The sequence below is a fragment of the Kitasatospora sp. NBC_01287 genome (genome assembly GCF_026340565.1).
In the GTDB taxonomy this organism is placed as follows: Bacteria; Actinomycetota; Actinomycetes; order Streptomycetales; family Streptomycetaceae; genus Kitasatospora.
The window spans coordinates 5,085,486-5,110,571 of the sequence record NZ_JAPEPB010000001.1; the positions used below are offsets into that span (position 1 = coordinate 5,085,486).

Consider the following 25,086-nt stretch of genomic DNA (forward strand, 5'->3'; position numbering starts at 1 on the left):
TCCAGGAGTCCTGACACTCAGTCAGTTCAACTGGCTGCCAACGGTGGTGGAGCCAGCTGGTGTCGGCGCTCCCGGTCCGCCCGCGCGCGGCGGCGGCGCACGCGCGCCAGCGGCACCGGCGCGGCCGTACGCTCGTGCGAGCAGTGGCCCCGGCGCCTCGGCGGGCCCGACGGGGCGACCGGCCGAGGTGGTCTCCCGGTCGGTCGACCTGGCCGCGGCATCGTCACTGAAGGTGAAGGCCGTGGGGCCGGCGTAGCTGCCGAGGCGGTCGGTGTCGATGCCCACGGCGGGCACCTGCCCGGCCGGTCCGCCGGGTGCGGCCCCGCGGGCGCGGTTCACTGATCCGTGACCTGTCATTTCCCCCGGGTTCGACGGTTGTCGGTGTCCGGTTGGCCCCCGCCTGCCACGTTCCGGAGCGGAAGATCTTCGGTGAGCGGGGCAGGGGGCGCAGGTGGAGATGCCGACGGCGGTGGCGGGGGGCGTGCTCGCGTTCTTCGGAGGCGCACTGTTGTTCTGGTGCGCGGCCGAGCTGCGCCTTCGCCACCGGCTGCGCCGGCACGGCATCCCGGTGACCGCCCTGGTGGTCCCCGACCCGGCCGCGGTCGACGCGCTGGACCCGGCCCCGCTGCTCGCCTACGCCACGCTGCCCACCGTCGGCCGGCCGGCGCTCGCCAGGGCACAGGCCATGGCACAGGCCAGGGCGGAGGCCAGCGAGGACGCCGCCGTGGGCCGCGCCGAGTCGCTCCCGGTGTTCGCCCGCCCGCGCGGCCGCACTCCGCTGCGCCGCCCCGCCCTGCTGGTGCCCGGCAGCGAGGTGCGGGTCTCCTACGACCCGGTCCGCCCGGCCACCGTGGTGCTGACCGGCAAGGGCATCGCCGCCTCACTGCCACTTGACGTGTTCTGGACCCTGCTGGGTACCAGCGCGCTGGCCGGCGGCCTGAGCCTGCTGAGCCTGGCCGTGCTGCGCTGAGCCGCTTTCCCGCGACCCCTTCCCGCCACCCCCGCGAGCCCCTGGCCAGCCCCGATGGCCCGCGACGCGGACCCCTCGCCGTGGATAACCACGAGGCGGGAACGTCCGTCATCGGGTTACCGTTCGAGTGGCGTCGGTCGGCCTTGCCGGTGAAAAACCTGGATCAGTCCGTTTGACAAGGGTGGCCAGGGTACGGTCACACTCCGCTGGTGGGGTCGTCGCGATGCGGCAGCCCCAGGCGGTGGTGTGCCGGGCGGCGAGAGCCCGCGCTGCCCTCGGCGGCCGGTCGTACGAACGATCGGTGGCCTCTGGGGCCGGCCGTCGGCCAGCGCACAGGAAACGACCGGGAGAGAAGAGCGAAGGTGTCCCCGACCAGCGAGACCGCGCAGGGCGGCAAGCGACTCGTCATTGTCGAGTCGCCCGCCAAGGCGAAGACGATCAAGGGCTACCTCGGCCCCGGCTACATCGTCGAGGCGAGCGTCGGACACATCCGCGACCTTCCCGCGACAGCGGCGGAGGTCCCCGACAAGTACACCGGCGAGGTGCGCCGGCTCGGCGTCGACGTCGACCACGACTTCGCCCCCATCTACGTGGTGAACAGCGACAAGAAGGCCCAGGTCAGCAAGCTCAAGCAGCTGCTGGCCGAGTCCGACGAACTCTTCCTCGCCACCGATGAGGACCGCGAGGGCGAGGCCATCGCCTGGCACCTGCAGGAGGTGCTCAAGCCCAAGGTGCCGGTCAAGCGGATGGTCTTCCACGAGATCACCAAGGACGCGATCCAGGCGGCGGTGGCCAGCCCCCGCGAGCTGAACCAGCGCCTGGTCGACGCCCAGGAGACCCGCCGCATCCTCGACCGGCTCTACGGTTTCGAGGTCTCGCCGGTGCTCTGGAAGAAGGTCATGCCGAAGCTCTCGGCCGGCCGCGTCCAGTCGGTGGCCACCCGCCTGGTGGTCGAGCGCGAGCGCGAGCGGATCGCCTTCAACTCGGCCTCCTACTGGGACCTGGTCGCCACCTTCGGCACCGGTCGCACCCCGGCCGACGCGGCCAACCCGGAGAGCTTCGGCGCCCGGCTGGCCTCGGTGGACGGCAAGCGGATCGCCAGCGGCCGCGACTTCGGCTCCGACGGGCAGCTGAAGAGCGCCAACACCCTGCAGCTGGACGAGCAGGCCGCCCGCGCGCTGGCCGCCGCCCTGGAGCAGACCGCGTTCAGCGTGCGCAGCGTCGAGTCCAAGCCCTACCGCCGCTCGCCGTACGCGCCGTTCCGCACCACCACGCTGCAGCAGGAGGCCAGCCGCAAGCTGGGCTTCGGCGCGAAGCGGACCATGCAGGTGGCCCAGAAGCTGTACGAGAACGGCTTCATCACCTATATGCGTACCGACTCCACCACGCTCTCCGAGACCGCGATCAACGCGGCCCGCGCGCAGGTCACCCAGCTCTACGGCGCCTCCTACCTGCCGGACGCGCCGCGCACCTACGCCAGCAAGGTCAAGAACGCGCAGGAGGCGCACGAGGCGATCCGCCCCTCCGGCGACCGCTTCCGCACCCCGGCCGAGACGGGCCTGAGCAGCGACGAGTTCCGGCTCTACGAGCTGATCTGGATGCGCACCGTCGCCTCGCAGATGAAGGACGCGGTCGGCCAGTCGGTCACGGTCAGGGTCGGCGGCACCTCGGCCGACCGCCGGGACGTCGAGTTCTCCGCCTCCGGCAAGATCATCACCTTCCACGGCTTCCTCAAGGCCTACGTCGAGGGCGCCGACGACCCGAACGCCGAGCTGGACGACCGCGAGCGCCGGCTGCCGCAGGTGGCCCAGGGCGACGCCCTCTCCGCCGACCAGCTCACCCCGGAGGGCCACGCGACCAAGCCGCCGGCCCGTTTCACCGAGGCCTCGCTGGTCAAGGAGCTGGAGGACCGCGAGATCGGCCGGCCCTCGACCTACGCCTCGATCATCGACACGATCATCAACCGCAAGTACGTCTTCAAGAAGGGGACGGCGCTGGTGCCGTCGTTCCTCTCCTTCGCGGTGGTCAACCTGCTGGAGAAGCACTTCGGCCGGCTGGTCGACTACGACTTCACCGCGCGGATGGAGGACGACCTCGACCGGATCGCCAATGGCGAGGCGCAGTCCGTGCCGTGGCTCAAGCGCTTCTACTTCGGTGAGGGCGAGGGCGCCGCGGTGGGTGGCGCGGCCGAGGCCGGCAACGGCGACGGCGACCACCTGGGCGGCCTGAAGGAGCTGGTCACCGACCTGGGCGCGATCGACGCCCGGGAGATCAGCTCGTTCCCGCTCAGCGGGGAGATCACGCTGCGGGTCGGCCGCTACGGTCCGTACGTCGAGAAGGCGGCCGCGGTCGAGGGCGAGCCGGGCCTGCGCGCGGACGTCCCGGACGAGCTGCCGCCGGACGAGCTGACGGTCGAGCTGGCCGAGGAGCTGCTGGCCAGGCCGAGTGACGACGTCGAGCTGGGCACCGACCCGGTGAGCGGCAACCCGCTGGTCGCGAAGGCGGGCCGCTACGGGCCCTACGTCACCGAGGTGCTGCCCGAGGGCACGCCCAAGACCGGCAAGAACGCGGTCAAGCCGCGCACCGCCTCGCTCTTCAAGACGATGGCGCTGGACACCGTGACGCTTCAGGACGCGCTGCGGCTGCTCTCGCTGCCGCGGGTGGTCGGCGCCGACGCCGAGGGCGTGGAGATCACCGCGCAGAACGGCCGCTACGGCCCGTACCTCAAGAAGGGGACCGACTCGCGCTCGCTCACCAGCGAGGACCAGCTCTTCACGGTCACCCTGGAGGAGGCGCTGGCGATCTACGCCCAGCCCAAGCAGCGCGGTCGGGCCGCGGCCGCCCCGCCGCTCAAGGAGCTGGGCACCGACCCGGTCAGCGAGCGTCCGGTGGTGGTCAAGGACGGCCGGTTCGGTCCGTACGTGACGGACGGCGAGACCAACGCGACGCTCCGCAAGGACGACGAGGTGGAGACCATCACGCCCGAGCGCGGCTACGAGCTGCTCGCCGAGAAGCGGGCGCGCGGGCCGGTGAAGAAGGTCGCCAAGAAGGCCCCGGCCAAGAAGGCCCCGGCGAAGAAGGCGGCGGCCACGGCCACCAAGACGGCCGCGAAGAAGACGGCGGCCAAGAAGACCGCCGCGAAGAAGACCACGGCCACGGCCGCTACCGCGAAGAAGACGGCGGCGAAGAAGGCGACGGCCACGCAGGCCGCCGCCGAGCCGGCGGCCGGCACCGACGAGGACTGACACCCCGTCGGCCGAGCCGGGCGGCCCCGGTCCGATCGCGTACCGCGGTCGGACCGGGGCCGCGCCCGTTCCGGGGGGTGGAGTGCGTCACAACCTCGTCATGGCTGGGATCCGGAAGTCGATGAGCCCTTTCCGGCCATGCCCCGCCCGCTACGCTGACCGTATGACGAGCGAGCAGCAGCCAGTCCCCACCGCCGAGGCCGCCGCCACCCCGCCGCCCGACCGACCGGAGGTGGCCCCCGCGGGGACCACCGGCGAACGCGCCCGGGCGCTGCTGCGGCTGCGCCCGTACCGTCGGCTCTGGGTCACCCAGCTGCTCGGCGGCACCGCCGACCGGCTGGCCTTCCTGGTGCTGGTCGCGCTGACCGTCGCCGCGGCGAGCCGGGCGGGCCAGTTCGGCGGCGGCTACCGGGGGGTCGCCTTGGCGCTGACCCTGGTCTTCGCGGTCCGCCTGGCCGCCGCCGCGCTGGTCGGCCTGGCGCTGCTCGGCCCGCTGCACCGGCTGCTCACCGGCCCGCTGGACCGCCGCTGGACCCTGATCGGGGCGGACGGGCTGCGCGCGGTGCTGATCGCGGTCGCCTCCTGGTGGGTCGTCTGGGTGCCCGGCACCGGCGCGACCTACGCACTGCTCGCCACCGTCTTCGCGGCCGGTGCCGCCGAGCGGGTCTGGTCGGTGGCCAAGGGCGCCACCGCCCCCGCCCTGCTGCCGGCCGCCACCCCCTACGCGCCGCCCGCCGAGCAGCGCCCCTCGACGGCCGACCTGGACACCCTGCGCACGCTCGACCTGCGCACCGGCTGGGCCACCGTGCCGCTGGCCGCGCTCGCGCTGATCGGCTTCACGCTCGTCAACAACCTGGCCGCCGCGCTCGGCTCGCACTGGTTGCGGGAGCACCAACTCACCGTGGCGGGCCTCGGCGCGGCCGCGTTCTTCGCCACCTCGGCGGCTCTGCTCCATCTCCAGGACCTGCCGCGCCGGGCCGCAGCGGGATCGCCCGCGTCCCCGCTGCGGGGCCTGAGCGCGCCCACCGACGCCACACCGGGTCCGGCGCTCGGCAAGGGCCGCACCGGCTCCGCCCCGTACTTCACCTTCGCCGTCGCCGCCGCCTACGCGTCGATGGCGGGCACCGCCGCGCTGGCCCTGCTCACCGCCGTCGAGCACGGCGCGGGGCCGGTGGGCTACGGCCTGCTGGTGCTCGCCGCCACCGGCCTGCCCTGGCTGGGCCTGCGGCTCACCCGGGTCACACTGCCCGCGCTCTCGCGCCGCCGCCTGCTGGCGATCGCGCTGCTGGTCCTGGGCGCGGCGCTGATCCTGGCCGGCCTGGTCTTCGACTACGTGCTGATCCTGCTGCTCACCGCGGTGGCCGGGACGGCCGCCGGGATCGTGATCGGGGTCGGCCGCTCGCTGCTGGCCCAGGAGGTGGAGGAGGCCCGTTTGCCCCGGGTCACCGAGCACCTCTACGCGGTGCTGCGCACCGTGGTGGGCGGCGCGCTGGTCCTCCTGCCGCTGCTGGCGGCCGGCTACGGCGAGGTCGACTACGGCGGCCGGGGGCCGGGCAGCTTCACCTTCATCCACGGCGGCGCGGCGCTCGCGGTCGCCACCGCCGGGGTGCTGACCCTGGCGCTGGCCGGCGTGGTGCTGCTGAGGACGGACGACCAGCGCGGCACCGTGCCCTTCGGCCGCGAGCTGCTGGAGTCGCTGGGCCGGGGCCGCGAGATCCCCGAGCACCGGGCGAGCGGCACCGGGTTCTTCATCGCGCTGGAGGGCGGCGACGGGGCCGGCAAGTCCACCCAGGCGCAGGCTCTGGCCGAGTGGATCCGCAGCAAGGGGCACGAGGTGGTCCTCACCCGTGAGCCCGGTGGCAGCCCGGTCGGGCAGCGGCTGCGCGGCCTGGTGCTGGACGTGGGCAACACCGGCCTGTCGCACCGCGCCGAGGCGCTGATCTACGCGGCCGACCGGGCCGAGCACGTGGAGAACGTGATCCGGCCCGCGCTGGCCCGTGGTGCCGTGGTGATCACCGACCGGTACATGGACTCCTCGATCGCCTACCAGGGGGCCGGGCGCGACCTGGCCGCCACCGAGGTGGCGCGGATCTCGCGCTGGGCCACCGGCGGCCTGGTGCCCGACCTGACCGTGGTGTTGGACGTCGACCCGACCAAGGCCCGGGAGCGCTTCACCGAGGCGCTGGACCGGCTGGAGTCCGAGCCGACCGAGTTCCACGCCCGGGTCCGGGCCGGGTTCCTGGCCCTCGCGGCGGCCGACCCGGTGCGGTACCTGGTGGTCGACGGCAGCAGCGCGCCGGCCCTGGTCACCACCGCGATCCGCCACCGCCTCGACCGCGAGCTGCCGCTCTCCGAGCAGGAGAAGGCGGCCAGGCGCGAGCAGGAGCGGCTGGCCAAGGAGGCGGCCGAGCGCCGGGCGGCCGAGGAGGCCCGCAAGAAGGCCGAGGCCGAGGCGGCCGAGCGCAAGCGGCTCGAACTGCTGGAGCAGCTCCGTGCCGAGCAGGCGGAGAAGGAGCGGCTCGCCAAGGAGGAGGCCGAGCGCAAGGCCGCCGAAGATGCTCGCAAGGCCGCCGAAGAGGCGCGCAGGAAGGCCGCCGAGGAGGCCGAGCGGCTCGCGGCCGAGGAGGCCGAGCGCAAGGCCGCCCAGGAGGCCCGGCTCGCAGCCGAGGCCGCCGAGCGGGGCCGCCAGGAGGCGGAGGCCGCCCAGCAGGCCGAGTTGCAGCGGCAGCGGGACGTGCAGCGGGCCGAGCAGCGCCGCCGCGCCGAGGAGGCGCTGCAGCGGGCCGAGGCGACCAGGCTGGCCGAGGCGGCGGCCGCGGCCGCCGCTGCGGCGAACGACGCCGCGGCGGTCACCGCGGAGCTCCCGCTGGCGGCGGGCGGTGCGGGTGGTGCGGGTGGCGCGGGCGGTGCGAGTGGTGCGGACGGCGCGGGTGCGGCCACTGGGGCGTCCGGTGCCGGCGGCGGCTCCGGGGACGACGCCGCGGCCGGGCCGGAGGACCTGACGGAGGAGATCTCCGAGCAGGACCGGCAGGCGGCGGTGGCGGCGGCGGAGGCCCTGGCGGCCCGGCGTGGTCCCGAGGCGGCGGCGGAGCGCACCGCGGTGCTGCCCAAGGCCGCGCCGGGCGGTCGCGGGACGCCGGGCGGTCCGCGGCCGGTACGGCCGGTCGAGGAGCGGGTGCCGCCGGGGCTGTGGCGCTCCGAGCCGCCGGTCGTCGACCCCACCCGTGAGCTGCCCGCGGTGCCCACCGAGGAGCAGACCCAGGTGCGCCGCCCGTCGCGACCGTCCTGGGCCGAGGAGACACCGATGGACGACTTGCCGACGCTCACCGACTCGCTGCTCGGCTCCCGCGAGGAGTGGGCGCGCTGGCAGGACGCCGGGCCGGAGGACGGCGAGCCGGAGGACGGCAAGGGGCGCCGCAAGCGCAAGTGAGGCGGGGCCGGGCCCGGCGGCCGGGCTCCACGCCGAGCGGGCCCGGCCCGGCGCCGGGCCCGCTCGGCGTGTCGGCGCTGCGCCGTATGCTCGGGGGCGTCGGTAGCGGGTTCGGATCTTCAGCACGTCGGTAGGAGCAGCGGTGGCCGTCTGGGACGACCTGGTGGGCCAGGAGCGGGTGGTCGAGCAGCTCACCGCCGCCGCGCGGGCCGCCCGGGCGACGGCGCTCGCGGGGCGCTCCGGCGAGCCGGTCACGGGCAACGCCTCGCTGATGACCCACGCCTGGCTCTTCACCGGTCCGCCCGGCGCCGGCCAGACCACGGCGGCCCGGGCCTTCGCCGCCGCGCTGCAGTGCACCAGTCCGGACCTCGACCTGGGCGGGGTGCCCGGCTGCGGGTTCTGCGACGGCTGCCACACCGTGATGGCGGAGAGCCACGCGGACGTGAAGTTCGTCCGCAGCGACGGCCTGTCGATCGGCGTCGGCGACATGCGCGCGCTGGTGCTGCGGGCGTCCAGCTACCCCACCGGCGGGCGCTGGTCGGTGATCCTTATCGACGCCGCCCACCGGCTCACCGAGGCCGCGGCGAACGCGCTGCTCAAGGGCGTCGAGGAGCCCTCGCCGCGGACGGTGTGGCTGCTCTGCGCGCCGTCCGTCCAGGACACCCTGCCGACCATCCGCTCGCGCTGCCGCCACCTGGTGCTGCGCACCCCGGGGGCCGAGGCGGTGGCCGATCTGCTGGTGCGCCGCGACGGGGTGGAGCCGGCGGTGGCCGAGTTGGCCGCCCGGGCCGGGCAGGGCGACATCGAGCGCTCGCGCCGCCTCGCGGTGGACGAGCAGGCCCGCACCCGCCGCCTGGAGGTGCTGCGGATCCCGCTGGAGGTGGCCGACATCGGCGGCTGCCTGGCCGCCGCCCAGCGCCTGGTGGACACCGCCAAGGCGGACGCGGAGGCGCTGGCCGAGACCAGGGACGCCAAGGAGACCGACGACCTCAAGGCCGCCTACGGCGCCGCCGAGGGGCTCGGTGGCAAGGCCCCGCGCGGGATGGCCGGCGCGGTCAAGGAGCTGGAGAAGCGGCAGAAGAGCCGGGCCACCCGGACCCGCCGCGAGACCCTCGGGGTCGCGCTGCTGGACCTGCTGGGCTTCTACCGCGACGTGCTGGCGCTGCAGCTGGGCGCGCGCGGGGCACTGGCCAACCAGGACCAGCGGTCCGCGCTGGACCGGGTGGCCACCGCGTCGGTGCCCGAGAGCACGCTGCGCCGGATCGAGGCGGTGCTGGCCTGCCGCCGCGCGCTGGACCGCAACGTCGATCCGCTGCTGGCGGTCGAGGCGATGACGGTGGCGCTGCGCGCGGGCTGAGGCCCCCGCACCGCGGGCCGGGGGTGCCGCGCGGCCCGCTGGGGGAGTCGGGTGACGGGGTGTCAGGAGCGGCCGGACCACCTCGCTCGTTCGAGTGAACGTGCGCGCCCGCCCGGGACGCTCCACCCGATCGGCGGCGGCGTCTTGCAGGCTGGGGAGCGAGTTCTGACTCCCCTAGGTGGTGCTCTGTGCCCCGTCCGCTGCTCCTGCTGCCGGCGCTCGTCGTCGTCCTGCTGCTCGCCTGCTGGCTGGCCCACGGCGCACTCAGCCGCTGGCGCGGTGAGCGGGCCGCGCGCACCTACGAGCTGACCGCCGATCTGCGGCCGGTGGTGCTGCGCCTGCTGGGCGCGGTCTGCTGCGGGATGTGCGCCACCGGGCTGGCGGTGGCCGCCGTGCTGGGCGGCCACCGCGGCCTGGTCGGCGGTGTCCGACCGGTCCGGGCCGAGGCCGTGGTGGCGGACGCCGTCCGGGCGGCGCCGGTGCTAGCGCCGCCCGCGCAGCCCGCGCCTTCCGCGGCTGCCGCTCCGCCGGTGCCGCTGCCGGGGGCCGCGGTGGGCGGTTCGTCGGGCCGGGCCGCCGTGCGCTTCGAGACCGTCTCCCACCCCGCCGAGGGCGAGCTGCTGCAGGCCGCCGTGCCCGGTGCGGACGGGCGGCCGCGCGACGTGCGGGTCTGGCTGCCGCCGCACTACGCCGACGACCCGGTGGCCCGGTTCCCGGTGCTGGTGCTGCACGCCGCCGGGCCGGGGCGGACCGCCGACGCCGAACTGCCGGACGTCTTCGACGGGCTGGCCTCCGCGATCAAGCTCGGTCGCGCGCACCCGTTCATCGCCGTCGCGCCCGCGGCGCCGAGCGGCACCGAGCACCCCTGCGACCTGGTGGCAGCGGCCCCGCAGGCGCTGGGCGACGACGCCGCGCTGCGGGCCGCCGTCGCCGGTGCCTTCCGCACCCTGCCGCCCGGTCCGCAGGGCTGGGCCACCCTCGGGGTGGACGGGGGCGCGCCGTGCGCGGTCGCGGCCGGCCTGACCCGCCCCGACCTCTACGGGGCGGCGGCGGCCGTCTCGGGCCGGTACGACGCGGCCGCGCTGGCCCAGGCGGCCGCTGACGCCCCGTCGGGCCCCGCGCCGCGGTTGCTGCTCGCCGCCGCGAAGAGCGACACCGACGGCCTGGCCGCGGCGCACAAGGTCGCGGACGCGCTGCGCGCCGGCAAGGGGCAGGCGGCGCGCGCGGTGGTGAAGATCTCCGACGTGGTCCAGGACTACACGCCGGAGCGCGCGCGGCTGCGCCTGGTCCGCGCGGCCGCGCAGTACCTGATGGACGCGCTCGCCCATCCGGCGGGCTGACCTGCGCTCATGGGCCGGGCGCTGTGCCGTCCGCCGGTTACGCTGCACCAGCAGCCGCCCGCCCGGCCGCCCCTGACCGGGCGCGGCCCCCGAGGGGAGTACTCCGCATGCGCTCTGCCCAGCCCGCCGCCCCGCTCCGCCGGGCCCTCGCGCTGGCCGCCGCCGGGCTGCTGCTCGCGGGGTGCGCCGGAGGCCACCGGTCCGCCTCGGCCGGGCACAGCCCGCTCTCCTCGGACGGCAGCGCCTCCGGCCCGGCAGCCGCGTCCGGCCCGGGGGCCGCGTCCGGGTCGGGCGCCGCCTCCGGCTCGGTTGCTGCCGGTGCTGCTGGGGCCACTCCGCTGCGGCCGCTGCCCACGGCCGTCCCCGCCGCGCTCGGCTCGTACTACGCCCAGCACCTGGACTGGCAGCCCTGCGACAACGGCTTCGAGTGCGCCAGCTTCAAGGTGCCGCTCGACTACGACCACCCGGCCGCCGGCGACCTCACCCTCGCCGCGGCGCGCCGCCCGGCCGACGGCGCGGGCGGCGCGCCGCGGCTCGGTTCGCTGCTGCTCAACCCGGGCGGCCCCGGCGGCTCGGCCGTGGAGTACACCGAGTCGGTGGCGGGCAGCTACCAGCCGGCCGTGCGCGCGGCCTACGACCTGGTCGGCCTCGATCCGCGCGGGGTGGGCCGGAGCACCCCGGTCAGCTGCCTGAGCGGCGACCGGATGGACGCCTACACCGCCGTCGACACCACACCGGAGAACCAGGCCGGGATCGACCGGCTGGTCGCCGCGGACCAGGAGTTCGCCGCCGGGTGCCAGCAGCACACGGGCGCCCTGCTGGGCCACGTCAGCACTGTCGAGGCGGCGCGCGACATGGACGTGCTGCGGGCGCTGCTGGGCGACGCCCGGCTCAACTACGTCGGCAAGTCCTACGGCACCATGCTCGGCGCGACCTATGCCGGGCTCTTCCCGACCCGGGTAGGGCGCATGGTGCTCGACGGCGCGATGGACCCCTCGCTGGACTCGCTGACCGGCAACCGGACCCAGGCCGGCGGCTTCGAGACGGCCTGGAACTCCTTCGTCCAGGACTGCGACACCCGCTCGGACTGCCCCCTCGGCCAGAACCCGCAGCAGGCCGGGCAGCAGCTGGACGCGCTCTTCAGCGGCCTGGACGCCAAGCCGCTGCCCGGCCCCGGCCCGCGGCAGCTGACCGAGGCCCAGGCGGTGACCGGCGTGATCGAGGCGATGTACGCGCCGTTCCTCTGGCCCGAGCTGCGCAGCGCGTTCGCGGCGGCGAAGAGCGGTGACGGCGGCGGGCTGCTGACCCTCTCCGACTCGTACTACGAACGGGCCGCGGACGGCAGCTACCCCAACCTGATGTTCGCCAACATGGCCGTCAACTGCCTGGACCTGCCGCCCGCCTTCACCTCCCCGGCGGACGTGCAGCGCGCCGTGCCGGACTTCGAGCAGGCCTCGCCGCACTTCGGCCGGGACATGGCCTGGATGGCGCTCTCCTGCGCCTACTGGCCGATCAGGGCGACCGGCGCGCCGCACACCGTCCGGGCGGCCGGTGCGGCGCCGATCGTGGTGGTCGGCACCACCCGCGACCCGGCCACCCCGTACGCCTGGGCGCAGTCGCTGGCCGGGCAGTTGGAGTCCGGGCGGCTGGTGACCTACGACGGCGACGGGCACACCGCGTACGGGCGCGGCAACGACTGCGTGGACTCGGCGGTCAACCACTACCTGTTGGAGGGGCAGGCGCCGGCCCAGGGGCTGCGCTGCTCGAAGTGACGGGCACTCGGGCGCGGTTCGTTCAGGCCGTCGCCGCAATGTTCGCCAACCAGTCGTCGAGCAGCCTGATCTGACGCTCCGGCGGGAACTCGGCCGGGGCGAGCAGCGCCTGGGTGATCAGGCCGAGGGTGAAGGACTGCGCCGCGGCGGCGAGGTCGTCGGCGCGGCTGGTGCCCGGCAGCTCGCCGCGGGCCTTGGCCGCCGCGATGTGGCCGGCCAGCCGGGTGCGGGACCTGCGGTAGCGCTCGGCGTGCTCGGCGGCGAGTTCGGGATCGGCCAGGGCGACGTCCCAGGAGCTGACCCAGATCCGGTTCGCGTCGGCGAGCTCGGCGGTCAGCGGCAGGTTGTCGAGCAGGGCGGTGCGCAGCGCCGCCAGCCCCTCGGCGGGCGGGGTGGAGCGCGGGCGCTCCTGGTTGCGCTGGTCGAGCACCTCCAGCGCGGTGCGCAGCAGCGCCTGCTTGTTCGGGAAGTAGTGGGTGAGCAGCCCGGTGGAGGCGCCCATCTCGGCGGCGACCGCGCGCAGCGTCAGTGCGCCGAAGCCGCGAGCGGCGAGCACGCGCCAGACCGCCTCGGAAACGTCACGGCGGCGGGCTTCATGGTCTCCACGGGCGGGCGGCATGGGCCTCATGCTACCTACCAAACGTTTGTTATGTATCGCGATCCGAGGCGACCGCCGTGCGAATGGCCGGTACGATAACCAGCCGCCATCCACGCGTCGTACCCCCGAATACCCCCGAATACCCCCGACAGCCCGAGGAGCTCATCGTGCTGGGAGTCACCGACCTCGCCACCTACACGCTCGGGGCGGTGGTCATCGTGCTGCTGCCGGGCCCGAACTCCCTCTACGTGCTCTCGGTGGCCGCCCGCAAGGGAGTCCGCACCGGCTACCGGGCCGCCGCCGGCGTCTTCCTCGGCGACTTCACCCTGATCAGCCTCACCTCACTGGGCGCCGCCTCGCTGCTCAAGGCCAACCCGGACGTCTTCGCGGTGGTCAAGTTCGGCGGCGCCGCCTACCTGCTCTGGATCGGCGTCGGCATGCTCCGTGCCGCCCGCGTCCTCTGGCGCGACCACCGCGCCGCTGCCGCCGCTGCCGAGGCGGGGGAGGAGCCGGCGCCGGTCGCGGACACCGAGCGCCCGTTCCGCCGGGCCCTGGTGATCAGCCTGTTCAACCCCAAGGCGATCCTCTTCCTGCTCTCCTTCTTCACCCAGTTCGTCGACCCCCACTACAGCGCCCCGGCCCTCTCCTTCATCCTGCTCGGCGGCATCCTGCAGCTCCTCTCCTTCCTCTACCTCTCCACCCTGATCCTCGCTGGCACCCGGCTGGCCGCCGCCTTCCGCCGCCGCAAGCGCCTCTCCGCGGGCCTCACCAGCGCCGTCGCCCTGCTCTTCGCCGGCTTCGCCGCCAAGCTCGCCGTCTCCTCCGCCTGACAGGCCCTCCGCCCGGCCGCCGGGGCCGGGCGGAGGCCGGGTCGGAGTCGGGTCCGTGTCCGGTCCGGGTCGGGTCCGATTCGCGTTACGGATCACCCCTCGGACCTGTGTAGACTGGCCCGCGTTGCCGACGCACACCTGTCCCTTCGGGGGCTGTGCCTGGCAGCGGTGCCGCCGCTTTAGCTCAGTTGGCCAGAGCAACGCACTCGTAATGCGTAGGTCTCGGGTTCGAATCCCGAAAGCGGCTCCGAGATGAACCCCAGGTCAAGCCTCTGACCTGGGGTTCGTTGTTTTTCGAAGACGAGGACATAGCCAGTGAGCAGACTCAGCAGCTTCGTGTGGTCGATCGCAGACCAGCTGCGAGGCCCGTACCAGCAGCACGAGTACGGGTCGGTGATCCTGCCGATGACGATCCTGCGCCGCCTGGACGCGATCCTCGAGCCTCATCGGAAGCAGATCGCCGAGCTCATCGCGGGGGTGGACTCGGACCTGCGCAAGGACTCCCTGGTGCGCCGGGCGACCGGTCTGCGGTTCCACAACACGTCCAAGTTCACGCTGGAGACCCTGCTCCTGGACCCGGACGACCTCGAAGCGAACCTCACCCGGTACGTGAACTCGTTCTCCTCCGCGATCGACGTGTTCGACCGGTTCAGGTTCAACGAGATCATCGCGGACCTCGCCGAGAAGAACCGCCTGTTCACCGTGGTGGAGCGCTTCGCGAAGGTCGACCTGCACCCGGACGTCATGTCGAACTCCGACATGGGCGACTTGTTCGAGGACCTGATCCGCCGCTTCGCCGAGGCGTCCAACGCCACCGCCGGTGACCACTTCACCCCGCGTGACGCCGTGCGCCTGGTCGTGGACCTGATGTTCGCCGAGGACGACGACGCCCTCGGCGCCAGGGGCGTCGTGCGGACGGTGTACGACCCGACCGCTGGCACCGGCGGCATGCTGTCGCTGACCGAGGAGCACCTGCGCGCGCAGAATCCGGACGCCCGCCTGACGCTGTACGGGCAGGAGATCAACCCGCAGTCCTACGCGATCTGCAAGTCCGACCTGCTGGCCAAGGGCCAGGATCCCGACAACATCAAGCTCGGCGACACCCTCGCCGACGACAAGTTCCCCGGCCGCACCTTCGACTACTGCCTGTCCAACCCGCCCTACGGGGTGGATTGGAAGGCCGCGGAGAAGGTCGTGAAGGAGGAGCACAAGCTCCGCTTCACCCGCCGGTTCGGCCCTGGCCTGCCCGGCGTCGGCGACGGTCAGATGCTGTTCCTGCTGCACCTCGCGTCCAAGATGCGCCCGCGCGGCGAGGGCGGCGGCCTCGTCGGTGTCGTCATGAACGGCTCGCCGCTGTTCAGCGGCGGCGCAGGGTCCGGGCAGTCGGAAATCCGCCGCTGGCTGCTGGAGATGGACATGGTGAAGGCCATCGTCGCCCTGCCGAACGACATGTTCTACAACACCGGCATCTCCACGTACGTGTGGGTCCTGGACAACAACAAGGCCGCCGAGCGCACCGGCCGGGTCCAGCTCATCGACGGGTCCGGGCGGTACACGAAGATGCGCAAGTCCCTCGGCTCGAAGCGGGTGGAGATCAGCCACGACGACCGGGCCGCCATTCTCGCCGACTACGACGCCTTCGAGGAGAGCGGGACGTCGAAGGTGTTCGACAACGAGGACTTCGGCTACTGGACCATCACGATCGAGCGCCCGCTGCGACTGAACTTCGCGTGCACCGCGGAACGCATCGAAGCGGCGCGCACCGACCCGAAGCTGAAGACCGTGGACCGCGAGCGGCTCGCGGGCGTGCTCGCCACCTTCGGCGAGGAGCTGTACCGCAATCAGGAGGCCTTCACAGCGGACCTGGGCAAGCACCTCGGCTCCCAGGGCGTGATCTTGTCGGCGCCGCAACGCAAGGCGCTGTGGACCGCCCTCGGGGAGCGCGACGAGACCGCCGACGAAATCCGCGACCCCAAGGGCGGCATCGAGCCCGACACCAAGCTCCGCGACACCGAGAACATCCCCTTCGGCTGGAACGGCACCCCCAAGACCGCCGAGGCCGACGGAGCGGCACGAGCTGTCATCGACGCGTACTTCGACGCCGAGGTGCACCCCCACGTACCTGACGCCTGGGTCGACCGCTCCAAGACGAGGGTCGGCTACGAGATCCCCTTCACCCGCCACTTCTACACCTACACCCCGCCGCGCCCGCTCGAGGAGATCGACGCCGACCTCAACAAGGTCGTCGCCGAGATCATGGACCTCCTCCGCGAGGTCGAGCAGTGACGGCGGAGCGTGCCAGGAAGAAGTCCGACATCGCCTGGCTGGGCGGCGTCCACGTGCCGGCGGCGTGGCGCCGGACGAAGGTCAAGCACCTGGTGTCCGAGATGCGGGCCGGAGACGCCATCACCGCCGAGCGGATCGAGGACGCGGGAAGCGTCCCGGTCTACGGCGGCAACGGTGTGCGCGGGTTCACGGAAGTGCCGACCCATGACGGGGTCCATGTCCTGATCGGCCGTCAGGGCGCGCTCTGCGGCAACGTCCACCTCGCCAGGGGCGCGTTCTGGGCGAGTGAACACGCCATCGTCAGTACGCCGGCACGAGGGGTGGACGCCAGATGGCTGGCTCACCTGCTCCGGACGATGGACCTGGGGCAGTACTCGGTCACCGCCGCGCAGCCGGGCATCGGAGTAGCGCAGATCGCCGCCCTCGATGCCTATCTGCCGCCGTTGGAGGAGCAGGGGGCGATCGCGGACTACCTGGACGAGCAGACGTCCCGGATCGACACGCTGATCGGCAAGCAGAACCAGCTCATCGACACCCTCCATGAACGACGTGCGGCGGTGATCCGCGTCGCCATCGACGCCGCGAGTACGGCGTCGACACCCGACAAACTGGCCCGTCGCACGCGGGTGGGGAACGGCTCGACTCCCAGACGGGAACAGGCGGCGTTCTGGTTCGGAGGGGATCTCCCGTGGCTCAACAGCGCTGTGGTGAATTCCGCGTCCGTGACAGGATCCGATCAGTACGTGACCGAGCGGGCGCGGCTCGAATGCCATCTGCCGATCGTGCGCCCCGGAGCCGTCCTGGTCGGACTGACCGGTCAGGGACGGACGCGCGGCATGGCGACCATCCTCGAGATCGAAGCCACCGTGAGCCAGCATGTCGCGTACGTGCAGCCCGAGGCAGCGCATTGGGACTCGCGCTACCTGCTGTGGGCACTGCGCTCGAGGTATGACGACCTTCGGCTCATGAGCGATGAGAACGGCAGCACGAAGGGCGGACTGACGTGCTACGACTTGGCCAACCTGCGGGTGGCGCGTCCGCCCCTGCACGAGCAGCAGGCGATCGCGGCAGACCTGGATGAGCAGACGTCGCGGATCGACGCGCTGGTCTCGAAGGCCAAGGAACACATCGTGTTGGCGAAGGAGCGGCGCGCGGCGCTCATCACCGCCGCCGTGACCGGGCAACTGGACGTGCGCGCCGTGGGGCGGGCCGCGACATCGGGGGCGTGATGGCGGATTACGACGAGAAGTCGTTCGAGACCGAGTTCTGTACCCACCTGGCAAGGAGCGGCTGGCTGTACTCGCCCACCGACCACGAGCCGGGCGTCGTGTACGACCGCGAGCGGGCGCTCATTCCCGACGATGTCTTCGCGTGGCTCGAGGAGACGCAGCCGGACGAGTTCGCCAAGGCCACCAGGGCCGGCACCGCGGCGGAGCAGAAGTCGCGTGAGGTGCTGCTCGACCGGCTGTGCAAGGTGCTGGACACCGATGCCGCGCAGGGCGGGGGCACCCTGAACGTGCTGCGCCGGGGGTTCAAGCACGTCTCGGCCTCGCTGCGGATGTGCCAGTTCAAGCCCGCCACCACGATGAACGCCACGACCACGGCGGACTACAGCAGGAACCGTGTCCGGGTGATGCGGCAGGTGCACTTCTCGACGAAGGACAACCGGTCCCTCGACCTGGTCCTGTTCGTCAACGGCCTCCCGGTGGCGACCCTGGAGTTGAAGACGGACTTCACGCAGTCCGTGGCGGAGGCGATCGAGCAGTACAAGAAGGCCCGCGCGCCGAAGGACGCGGGTGGGCACGCGCAGCCCCTGCTCGGATTCGGGAACCGGGCCCTGGTGCACTTCGCGGTCTCCAACGAGGAGGTGTGGACGACCACGAAGCTCGCCGGCGCGAAGACGTACTTCCTGCCGTTCAACGCGGGCGACGGGCAGGGTGGCAAGGGCAACGCTCCCCACCCTCACGGGTCCGCGACGTCGTACCTGTGGGAGAAGGTGCTGGACCGGGACAACTGGCTGATGATCCTGGGCAAGTTCTGCCACACCGAGACCCGCGAACGGCGCGACCCGATCACCGGGGCCATCGAGAAGTCCACGACGCTGCTGTTTCCCCGCTACCACCAGTGGGAGGCCGTCACGAGGATGGTCGCCCACGCCCGCGAGAGCGGTCCGGGCAGCAGGTACCTGATCCAGCACTCGGCGGGGTCGGGGAAGACCAACTCGATCGCGTGGACCGCGCACCGCCTCGCGCGTCTCTTCGACGAGAACGACAAGAAGGTCTTCGACACCGTCATCGTCGTCACCGACCGCACGGTCCTGGACGACCAGCTCCAGGTGGCCGTGCGTCAGATCGACTCCGCCGACACGGGATCGGCGTCGGGCGGGGGCATCATCACCACGGTCGACGAGGTCGAGGCCCGCAAGGCCGGGTCCAAGTCCACCGCACTGGCCCAGGCGCTGGCCGGCGGCAAGCTCATCGTCGTCGTCACGTTGCAGACGTTCCCGTTCGCGATGGACGCCATCGCCGCGAACCAGGGGCTGGCGGGCAAGAAGTTCGCGGTCATCGCGGACGAGGCCCACTCGTCGCAGTCGGGTGCCACGGCGGGCAGGATCCGCGAGATCCTGTCCACTGCCGAGCTCGGGGACCTGGACGACGGTGGCGAGGTGTCCGCGGAGGACGAGCTCGTCGCGCAGATGACCGCGCGGGCCACGACGCCGAACGTGTCGTTCTTCGCGTTCACCGCGACCCCGAAGGCCAAGACCCTGGAGCTGTTCGGCACTCCGGACGCGGACGGGATCCCGCACCCGTTCCACACGTACACGATGAAGCAGGCCGTCGAGGAGGAGTTCATCCTCGACGTGCTGCGCGGCTACCAGACGTACAACACGGCGTTCGAGATCGCGCGGACCGCGGTCAAGGAGTCGGACACCGTCGGCGGCGTGGTCCAGGACGCGCGTGCGGTCGAGGACGAGCTCGTCGACGAGTCCGCCGCGACCAAGGGCATCATGCGGTGGGTCAGGCTGCACCCGACGAACATCAGCCAGAAGTGCGCCATCATCGTCGAGCACTTCCGTGAGAACGTCGCCCACCTGCTCGATGGGCACGCCAAAGCCATGGTCGTCACCGACTCCCGCAAGGCCGCCGTCCGCTACAAGACGCTCATCGACAAGTACGTCGCCGAGCGCGGCTACACCGGCGTCGGCTCCCTGGTCGCTTTCTCCGGTTCCGTCGACGACCCCAGGACCGGCCCGGGGCCGTTCACCGAGACCTCGATGAACCCCACCAAGGTCGGCTCCGGTATCGCGTCGGCGTTCGCCGGGCCGGAGTACCGGGTCCTGCTCGTCGCGAACAAGTTCCAGACCGGGTTCGACCAGCCGCTGCTGTGCGCGATGTACGTCGACAAGCGCCTGTCGGGGGTACTGGCCGTGCAGACCCTGTCCCGGCTGAACCGCACCTATCGCGCGCCGTCGGGCGAGCGCAAGGACGTCACGTTCGTCCTGGACTTCGTCAACGACCCCGAGGAGATCCGCAAGGCTTTCGAGCCGTACTACACCGACGCCCGCCTCGAGACCACGACCGACCCGAACATCGTCCACGACATCTCCGCCAAACTCGACCAGGCCGGCATCTTCACCGACGCCCAGGTCGACAGCTGCGCCACCGCGTGGCTGGACCGAGCCGGCAACAACGCCCTCGCCGCGGCGATCAAGCCCGCCCGGGACGAGTACGCCAAGCGGTACATCGACGCGGTCAAGCGTGACGACACCGCCGAGGTCGATGCTCTCGACCAGTTCTGCAAGGACGTCGCCACGTTCGTGCGCTTGTACGACTTCATGAGTCAGGTCGTCGACTACGCCGACACCCAGCTGGAGAAGCGGTCCATCTTCCTGCGCCTGCTCGAGCGGTACATCCGACCCACCACGGTCACCGCGGAGATCGACCTGTCCGACGTCGAGCTCAAGAAGATCAAGCACACCAGGAACGCCGCGATCGACATCAGCCTCGGCGGCGGCACAGGCATCCGCGGTATCAGCGCCGCCGGCTCCGGCAGGACCCCGGACCCCGTCATGGTTGCCTTTCAGGCAGTCATAGACCGGCTCAACGAACTCTTCGGAGCCGAGTTCTCCCGCGGCCAGGTCGAAGGGTTCGTCGACATCCTCGGCGCCGTCCTCCTGGAGAACGAGGACCTCGTCGACCAGGCGGGCGCCAACTCACGGGCCCAGTTCCTCGAGTCGCCGGACCTGGGCGACGCCGTCGTCGACGCGGTGTTCGCGAACCAGAACTCCCACAACGCCATCGCCGACTACATCGCCTCCGGCCACGCCGACGCCGGCAGGATCATCGTGGAGATCGGCGCGATGATCCACGCTGCCATCGCGGCGCGGCGCGGCGCGCCACCCGTTGGGTGACGACGTCTGCGGGGCTGCCCCCGGGGGGCTTGAGGCCGCCGAGGCCGTGCACCTCGGCACAGGGCGATGGCGGGGGGCGACAAGACTCCGCCGTCCGCGGCGGAGATCCTCAACCACATCAATGCTGCCCTCGATCGATTCCTCCCGGAGGGAGGGGCGATGCGTGAGCGGACAGTGCGGTACATGCTGGTCCGAGCAGGATCGTGGAGCACGTGACCGTGCCATGACCTGCGGTTTCGTCACCAGGTGACCGACGGCGGTAGCAGCCAACATGATCACCCCCGGGCTCGTAATGCGTAGGTCTCGGGTTCGAATCCCGAAGGCGGCTCAAGGTAAACCCCAGGTCAGGCTTCTGACCTGGGGTTTTCTCGTTCCAATGACCATGGGAGTCGGGCAAATCGGGCACCTGGACTCGATGCATCGCAATGCGTAGGTCTTCGGTTCGTTGGTGTCATCGATTCGCCGTCGTGCCTGTGAACTGCGGCTTTGTCGGCGATGGCGAGTTGGTCTACTCGGCGCCGGAGCGCCTTGGGGGACAGTCGGTGGACAAGCGTGCATTGGTAGTGCAGAAGGGGTGATCCTCGGCGGTCACAAGACTGCGGCTGGGGCCGTCCGTTTCCGGCAAGGCAGAGCTCCTAGTGTCGGTTCGGTTGCAGCCAGCTATAGGCAAGTGTCGTCTGGTCGCCACCTGCGCCCTGCCCTGCTGCGCTGTCGCCCGGCTACCATGCGGGCGAGGGGGTAGGGGACTGCCCAGCACCGTTCGTATCGGGGAGGCTCGCTTGATCGACCATCGACTCCGCTTCGCCCCAGAGATCCTTGCCCGTCTCGGCGAAGAGCTCGTTCCACATCCCGATTTGGGGATCATGGAGCTGGTCCGCAATGCCTACGACGCTGATGCGGCGCTGTGCACTATCAAGCTGAGTGGTGCATCCGAAGCGGGAGGCACGCTGACCGTTTCCGATGACGGTGACGGGATGACAGAGGCGGAGCTAGCGTCAGGGTTCCTGCTGATTGGCAAATCTGGCAAGGTCTCGTCCACACACACCCTTCGCCTCGGACGGCGCAAGGTCGGCGAGAAGGGGCTCGGTCGACTCGCCGCGCTGCGGCTCGGTACCACGGTGACGGTGACCACGCGGTCCCGGGCCGAGCCTGGTATTGAGCATGTCCTGAGAATCGACTGGGATCGCATCGATGCTGCGCAGGCTGTCGAGGATGTGCCCCTGCGGATAGTGACGCGGGAATTCGACCCGTCTGTCTCCGATGGGTCCGCCGTATGGCGGCAGGGGACCACGGTCGCTGTCACCGGTCTCCGCCACAGCATCTCCCCGAGCGCGGCGGAGCAGCTAGCCCGATCGCTGCTTCTGCTCAGCGGGCCGTTCGCTGACAGCACGGCCTTCCAGGTGGTGTGCGATGCCCCGGAATACACGGAGCTCTCACGGCTGGTGAACTCGAAGCTCCTGCGCTACTTCGAGTATCGGCTCGTAGCGGTACTGGACGGCAACGGGCAGGCGTCAGCGACGCTGTACAACTGGCGTGATGAAGCTGAATTCATGGGTGGTCACGCGGACGTGGGGCACCGCCAGGGAACCCGCCGCAAGAAGAAGAACCCGACTCCGCCCATGGCTTTCGACGCGCCTGCTGCGACCCTTGAGCTCTGGATGTTCAATCTAAATCCTTCGGCAACCAAGAAGGAGGTCAGGCTGGCTGAGCAGCCGACGCGGGAGATCCAAGGCTGGCTTCGCCAGGTCGGCGGGATCCATCTCTACCACCGGGGACTGCGGGTGCAGCCCTATGGCGACAAGGGCAATGACTGGCTGAACATCAACCTTCGCCGCGCCGGCAACCCGGAGTTGCGGCCGTCAACGGCTACGGCGTTGGGCCGACTGCTGGTGGCCGACCAGGGCGATGTGCTGCGTCCTAAGACCGACCGTAGCGGCTTTGTCGAGACGTTCCAGTTCAGCCAGCTTCAGGAGTTTGCCAAGTCCGCCATGGACTGGGCTGCTGACCAGCGTCTCGACAAGCGTGAGCAGGCGCGGGTGGGTGCTGCGACCAAAGCCCATGACGATGCGGAGGAAGCCGGAGTCCGCTTCCAGCAGATCCTCGCCGCCATCGCACCTCCCGATGAGGGCATGCTTCCCATCGATGCTCCCAGCGACCAGGCCACTCTGCGATCGCTCGCCGACAGTGCGACCCGTGTGGTGGACATCCAGAGGCTGGAAATCGAGGCCCTTCGCGAGGACTTGTTGCTCTACCGATCCCTGGCCACGGTCGGGACGAGCACGGCGGTTTTCGCTCATGAAGCGCTTCGCCCGGCCGCAAGGATCGGCAGTGGGCTGAAGACCCTGCGGCGCAGGATCGAACCGCATGTCAGCGCTGAGGTGTACGAGGAGTCGTTCAAGAGCCCCATCGAGTCGTCCATTGACAGTGCGAAAACCTTGGAGACCTTCGCCCGACTCCCGCTCAGCCTCCTGGAGAAGAGCAAGCGTGAGGTCGGGGATATTGATATTGATGCCACCTGTCGTTCGGTGGTGAAGCTGTTCGAGGGCTACCTCGACGAGCGGAACATCAAGATCCTCTTCGATCTGCACGCCGGGGGTGCGGCGGTCCGTACCACGACGGCCGACATCGAGTCCGTCCTGTCCAATCTGCTGGCCAACGCCGCCCACGCCTTCACTCGCACAGACGTCCCGATGGGCCCCGAGCGCATCGTCCGCATCCGGACCCGGCTGGTGGACCGGGAGGACGCGACTGGTCAGGACGTCGTGCTCTGCGTTGACGACTCGGGACCAGGCATCATCGGCATCGCGCTCAAGTCGATCTGGCTGCCTGGGAAGACGACCTTTGACAACGGCACTGGGCTCGGTCTGACTATTGTCCGCGACATCGTCGGAGACCTGAAGGGGAGGCAGGAGGCGCGCGCGAAGGGGGAGTTGGGTGGAGCGCGTATCCTGGTGCAACTGCCGGCTCGAACGGGTGCGGTCACTGACGGTGGGCAGTTCGACTGATGGGAGCGGTAGGGGAGTGCTGACGCTATCCAGGGGGGCATCGGTCGTCATCGCTGACGACGACCGACGGGACGCCATGGCGGTGGAGAACCGGCTCAAGGACGCCGGTTACCAGACCACCATCATCACCGAGTTCGACCCGAACTCCGACGCGGATGCCTTCCTGGCGTCCCTGGTCGGGCAGTACGACGCCTTTATCTGCGACCACGTATTGAGCGGTCACGGCCGGGTCGGCTTCACTGGGGCCGAGGTGGTCAGCAAGGCCAACCTGCAGAGCTCTGCCCCGCTGCCGGCAGTGTTGATCAGTAGCCACATCAACACTGCCCAACAGGGTTCGATCAGCCGCTGGCGGATGGGCATCCCCCAGGTGGTCGGGAAATCCGATCTCGACGAGGAGATCCTGCCGGCCATGGCCCGCGCGGTGGCTGAGTTGAATGGCGACTTCGCCCGCGAACGCCGAGCCTTCCCGACCCCGATCGAGGTACTCGGAGTCGACCCCAAGGGGGAGGTGCGTCGGGCCCAGGTCGTTGTCGTGGGGTGGGACATCAAGTCCCCGATCTGGATGCCGCTGGATCCGATCATTGAGGCAACCGGCCTGCGGTCCGAGAGCCTGGTCGGACAGTGGTTGGAGGCTGAGGTCAACTGCTACGCACAGAAGCCCGAAGACCTCTACTACCGCAATATTGTGCTTTCACCCGATCAGCCGAGCGAGCGGATGTTCGTGTGAGCGACAACCTCACCCAGGTCAGTGGCCACGTACCGGACGGCGACACTGCTTCCCTTGGTATCACCATCCTCGACGTCGGGCACGGCAACTCGGCAGTGGTCCACGACGGAGACCTGTGCGCGGTCATTGACGCCGGGCGTTCAGGCACGGTTCCGCAGGCGGAGCTGGAACGCCGGAAAGTCTCAAGGATGGTCCACCTGGTGCTCTCCCATGGGGATGAGGATCATATCGGCGGATCGCCTGCCTTATTGCTCGACGACGCGTTCACTATCGGCACCGTCTGGATGAATCCGGACTGGCGCAAGGACACGGCGATCTGGAAGCGCCTGCAGATGGCCGTCATGATGCGCAAGCGTCGGGGCGGTTTGGATGGTCATCAGATGATCACCACTGAGACAGGCCAGGTGCTTCGTTGCGGGCGGGCCAGGCTTGAGGTGCTACACCCTGACATCACCATGGTGCTCGGCGGCAGTACGAGTCAGCCGTCCCAGCACGGCTCCTTGACCAGCAATTCGACGTCCGTGGTGATCCGAGTCCACCTGGACGGGCAGCCAGTGGCCTTGCTCGCGGCTGACGTCGATGCCGCAGGGCTGGCGCACATCGTGGACTCCAAGCAGGAGCTGTCGGCGTCGGTCCTGGTCTTCCCGCACCACGGCGGCTTGCCCGGGAGTAGCCGCGCGCCGCGGGAGTTCGCCAGGAACCTCACGCAGCTGGTTTCGCCGGATCTTGTGGTCTTCTCCATCGGTGGGGGGCTTCGGCCCCGAAACCCCCACCCGGAGATTGTGGCCGGCGTCAGGGAGGCAGCCCCTGAGGCGCATATCGCCTGCACACAGTTGTCCGCCCACTGCCATGACAAGGATCAGCAGGTTGCGGCTCACCATCTGGCCCAGCGGCCCGCTGCCGGCCGGGGCGGCGGGCGCTGCTGCGCTGGAACGATCTCCGTCACCGCGGACGCCGGTGAGTTGTCCTTCGACCCGCCGTTGAAGAACCACCGCGATTTCGTGACGGCGTCGGTGGACTCGGCGCAGTGCCGCGTCCCACTGCCGCTACCGCGCCAGCGGTCCGCCGCACGCGCGGTGACGCAGCCAAAGCCGTCAAAGACCCCCAAGGCGTAG

General features: G+C 71.2%; 15 protein-coding genes and 1 tRNA gene. 14 read left to right on the plus strand and 2 right to left on the minus strand.

Annotated elements, in window-relative coordinates:
- Positions 1-21: 21 nt before the first annotated feature.
- The gene (locus OG455_RS21915; RefSeq protein ID WP_266296208.1) at positions 22-285 is read right to left on the minus strand and encodes a hypothetical protein; all 264 of its coding nucleotides are present in this window, start codon (positions 283-285) and stop codon (positions 22-24) included.
- A gap of 166 nt (positions 286-451) precedes the next feature.
- On the opposite strand from OG455_RS21915, the gene OG455_RS21920 reads away from it, so the two are divergent.
- The 6 genes from OG455_RS21920 (at position 452) to OG455_RS21945 (ending at position 12,114) form a co-directional block, all read left to right on the plus strand.
- Complete coding sequence (locus OG455_RS21920) at positions 452-970, plus strand: hypothetical protein (protein ID WP_266296210.1); 519 nt, start codon at positions 452-454, stop codon at positions 968-970.
- 362 nt (positions 971-1,332) lie between these two features.
- Positions 1,333-4,215, plus strand: a complete 2,883-nt coding sequence (gene topA, locus OG455_RS21925) for a type I DNA topoisomerase (RefSeq protein WP_266296212.1) — start codon at positions 1,333-1,335, stop codon at positions 4,213-4,215.
- A 163-nt stretch (positions 4,216-4,378) separates the two neighbouring features.
- Positions 4,379-7,645, plus strand: a complete 3,267-nt coding sequence (tmk, locus tag OG455_RS21930) for a dTMP kinase (RefSeq protein WP_266296214.1) — start codon at positions 4,379-4,381, stop codon at positions 7,643-7,645.
- A 142-nt stretch (positions 7,646-7,787) separates the two neighbouring features.
- Complete coding sequence (locus OG455_RS21935; RefSeq protein WP_266296216.1) at positions 7,788-9,002, plus strand: DNA polymerase III subunit delta'; 1,215 nt, start codon at positions 7,788-7,790, stop codon at positions 9,000-9,002.
- A gap of 188 nt (positions 9,003-9,190) precedes the next feature.
- Positions 9,191-10,342 (plus strand): hypothetical protein, encoded by a 1,152-nt coding sequence (locus OG455_RS21940; protein WP_266296218.1) that lies wholly within the window; start codon positions 9,191-9,193, stop codon positions 10,340-10,342.
- Positions 10,343-10,449: 107 nt separating this feature from the next.
- On the plus strand, positions 10,450-12,114 hold the full coding sequence (locus OG455_RS21945) for an alpha/beta hydrolase (RefSeq protein WP_266296219.1): 1,665 nt from the start codon (positions 10,450-10,452) through the stop codon (positions 12,112-12,114).
- 22 nt (positions 12,115-12,136) lie between these two features.
- Here OG455_RS21945 and OG455_RS21950 read toward each other — a convergent pair whose 3' ends face one another.
- Entirely contained in the window at positions 12,137-12,733 is a 597-nt protein-coding gene (locus tag OG455_RS21950) for a TetR/AcrR family transcriptional regulator (protein WP_266296221.1), read from the minus strand.
- Positions 12,734-12,879: 146 nt separating this feature from the next.
- On the opposite strand from OG455_RS21950, the gene leuE reads away from it, so the two are divergent.
- From leuE to OG455_RS21990, 8 genes are all read left to right on the plus strand, one after another.
- The gene (leuE, locus tag OG455_RS21955; protein WP_266296223.1) at positions 12,880-13,542 is read left to right on the plus strand and encodes a leucine efflux protein LeuE; all 663 of its coding nucleotides are present in this window, start codon (positions 12,880-12,882) and stop codon (positions 13,540-13,542) included.
- 173 nt (positions 13,543-13,715) lie between these two features.
- Positions 13,716-13,789 (plus strand) — tRNA-Thr (locus OG455_RS21960).
- Between the two features lie 68 nt (positions 13,790-13,857).
- Positions 13,858-15,828 (plus strand): class I SAM-dependent DNA methyltransferase, encoded by a 1,971-nt coding sequence (locus OG455_RS21965; RefSeq protein WP_266296225.1) that lies wholly within the window; start codon positions 13,858-13,860, stop codon positions 15,826-15,828.
- Positions 15,825-17,057 (plus strand): restriction endonuclease subunit S, encoded by a 1,233-nt coding sequence (locus OG455_RS21970; RefSeq protein WP_266296227.1) that lies wholly within the window; start codon positions 15,825-15,827, stop codon positions 17,055-17,057. Before OG455_RS21965 ends, OG455_RS21970 begins: the two co-directional genes overlap by 4 nt.
- Positions 17,057-20,239 carry a type I restriction endonuclease subunit R gene (locus OG455_RS21975; RefSeq protein WP_266296229.1) on the plus strand — a complete coding sequence of 1,061 codons (3,183 nt, stop codon included), beginning with the start codon at positions 17,057-17,059 and terminating at the stop codon, positions 20,237-20,239. The genes OG455_RS21970 and OG455_RS21975 overlap by 1 nt, the downstream gene beginning before the upstream one ends.
- Before the next feature lie 779 nt (positions 20,240-21,018).
- Complete coding sequence (locus OG455_RS21980) at positions 21,019-23,244, plus strand: ATP-binding protein (protein WP_266296231.1); 2,226 nt, start codon at positions 21,019-21,021, stop codon at positions 23,242-23,244.
- Positions 23,245-23,260: 16 nt separating this feature from the next.
- Complete coding sequence (locus OG455_RS21985; RefSeq protein ID WP_266296233.1) at positions 23,261-23,971, plus strand: response regulator; 711 nt, start codon at positions 23,261-23,263, stop codon at positions 23,969-23,971.
- Positions 23,968-25,086 (plus strand): ComEC/Rec2 family competence protein, encoded by a 1,119-nt coding sequence (locus OG455_RS21990; RefSeq protein ID WP_266296235.1) that lies wholly within the window; start codon positions 23,968-23,970, stop codon positions 25,084-25,086. Before OG455_RS21985 ends, OG455_RS21990 begins: the two co-directional genes overlap by 4 nt.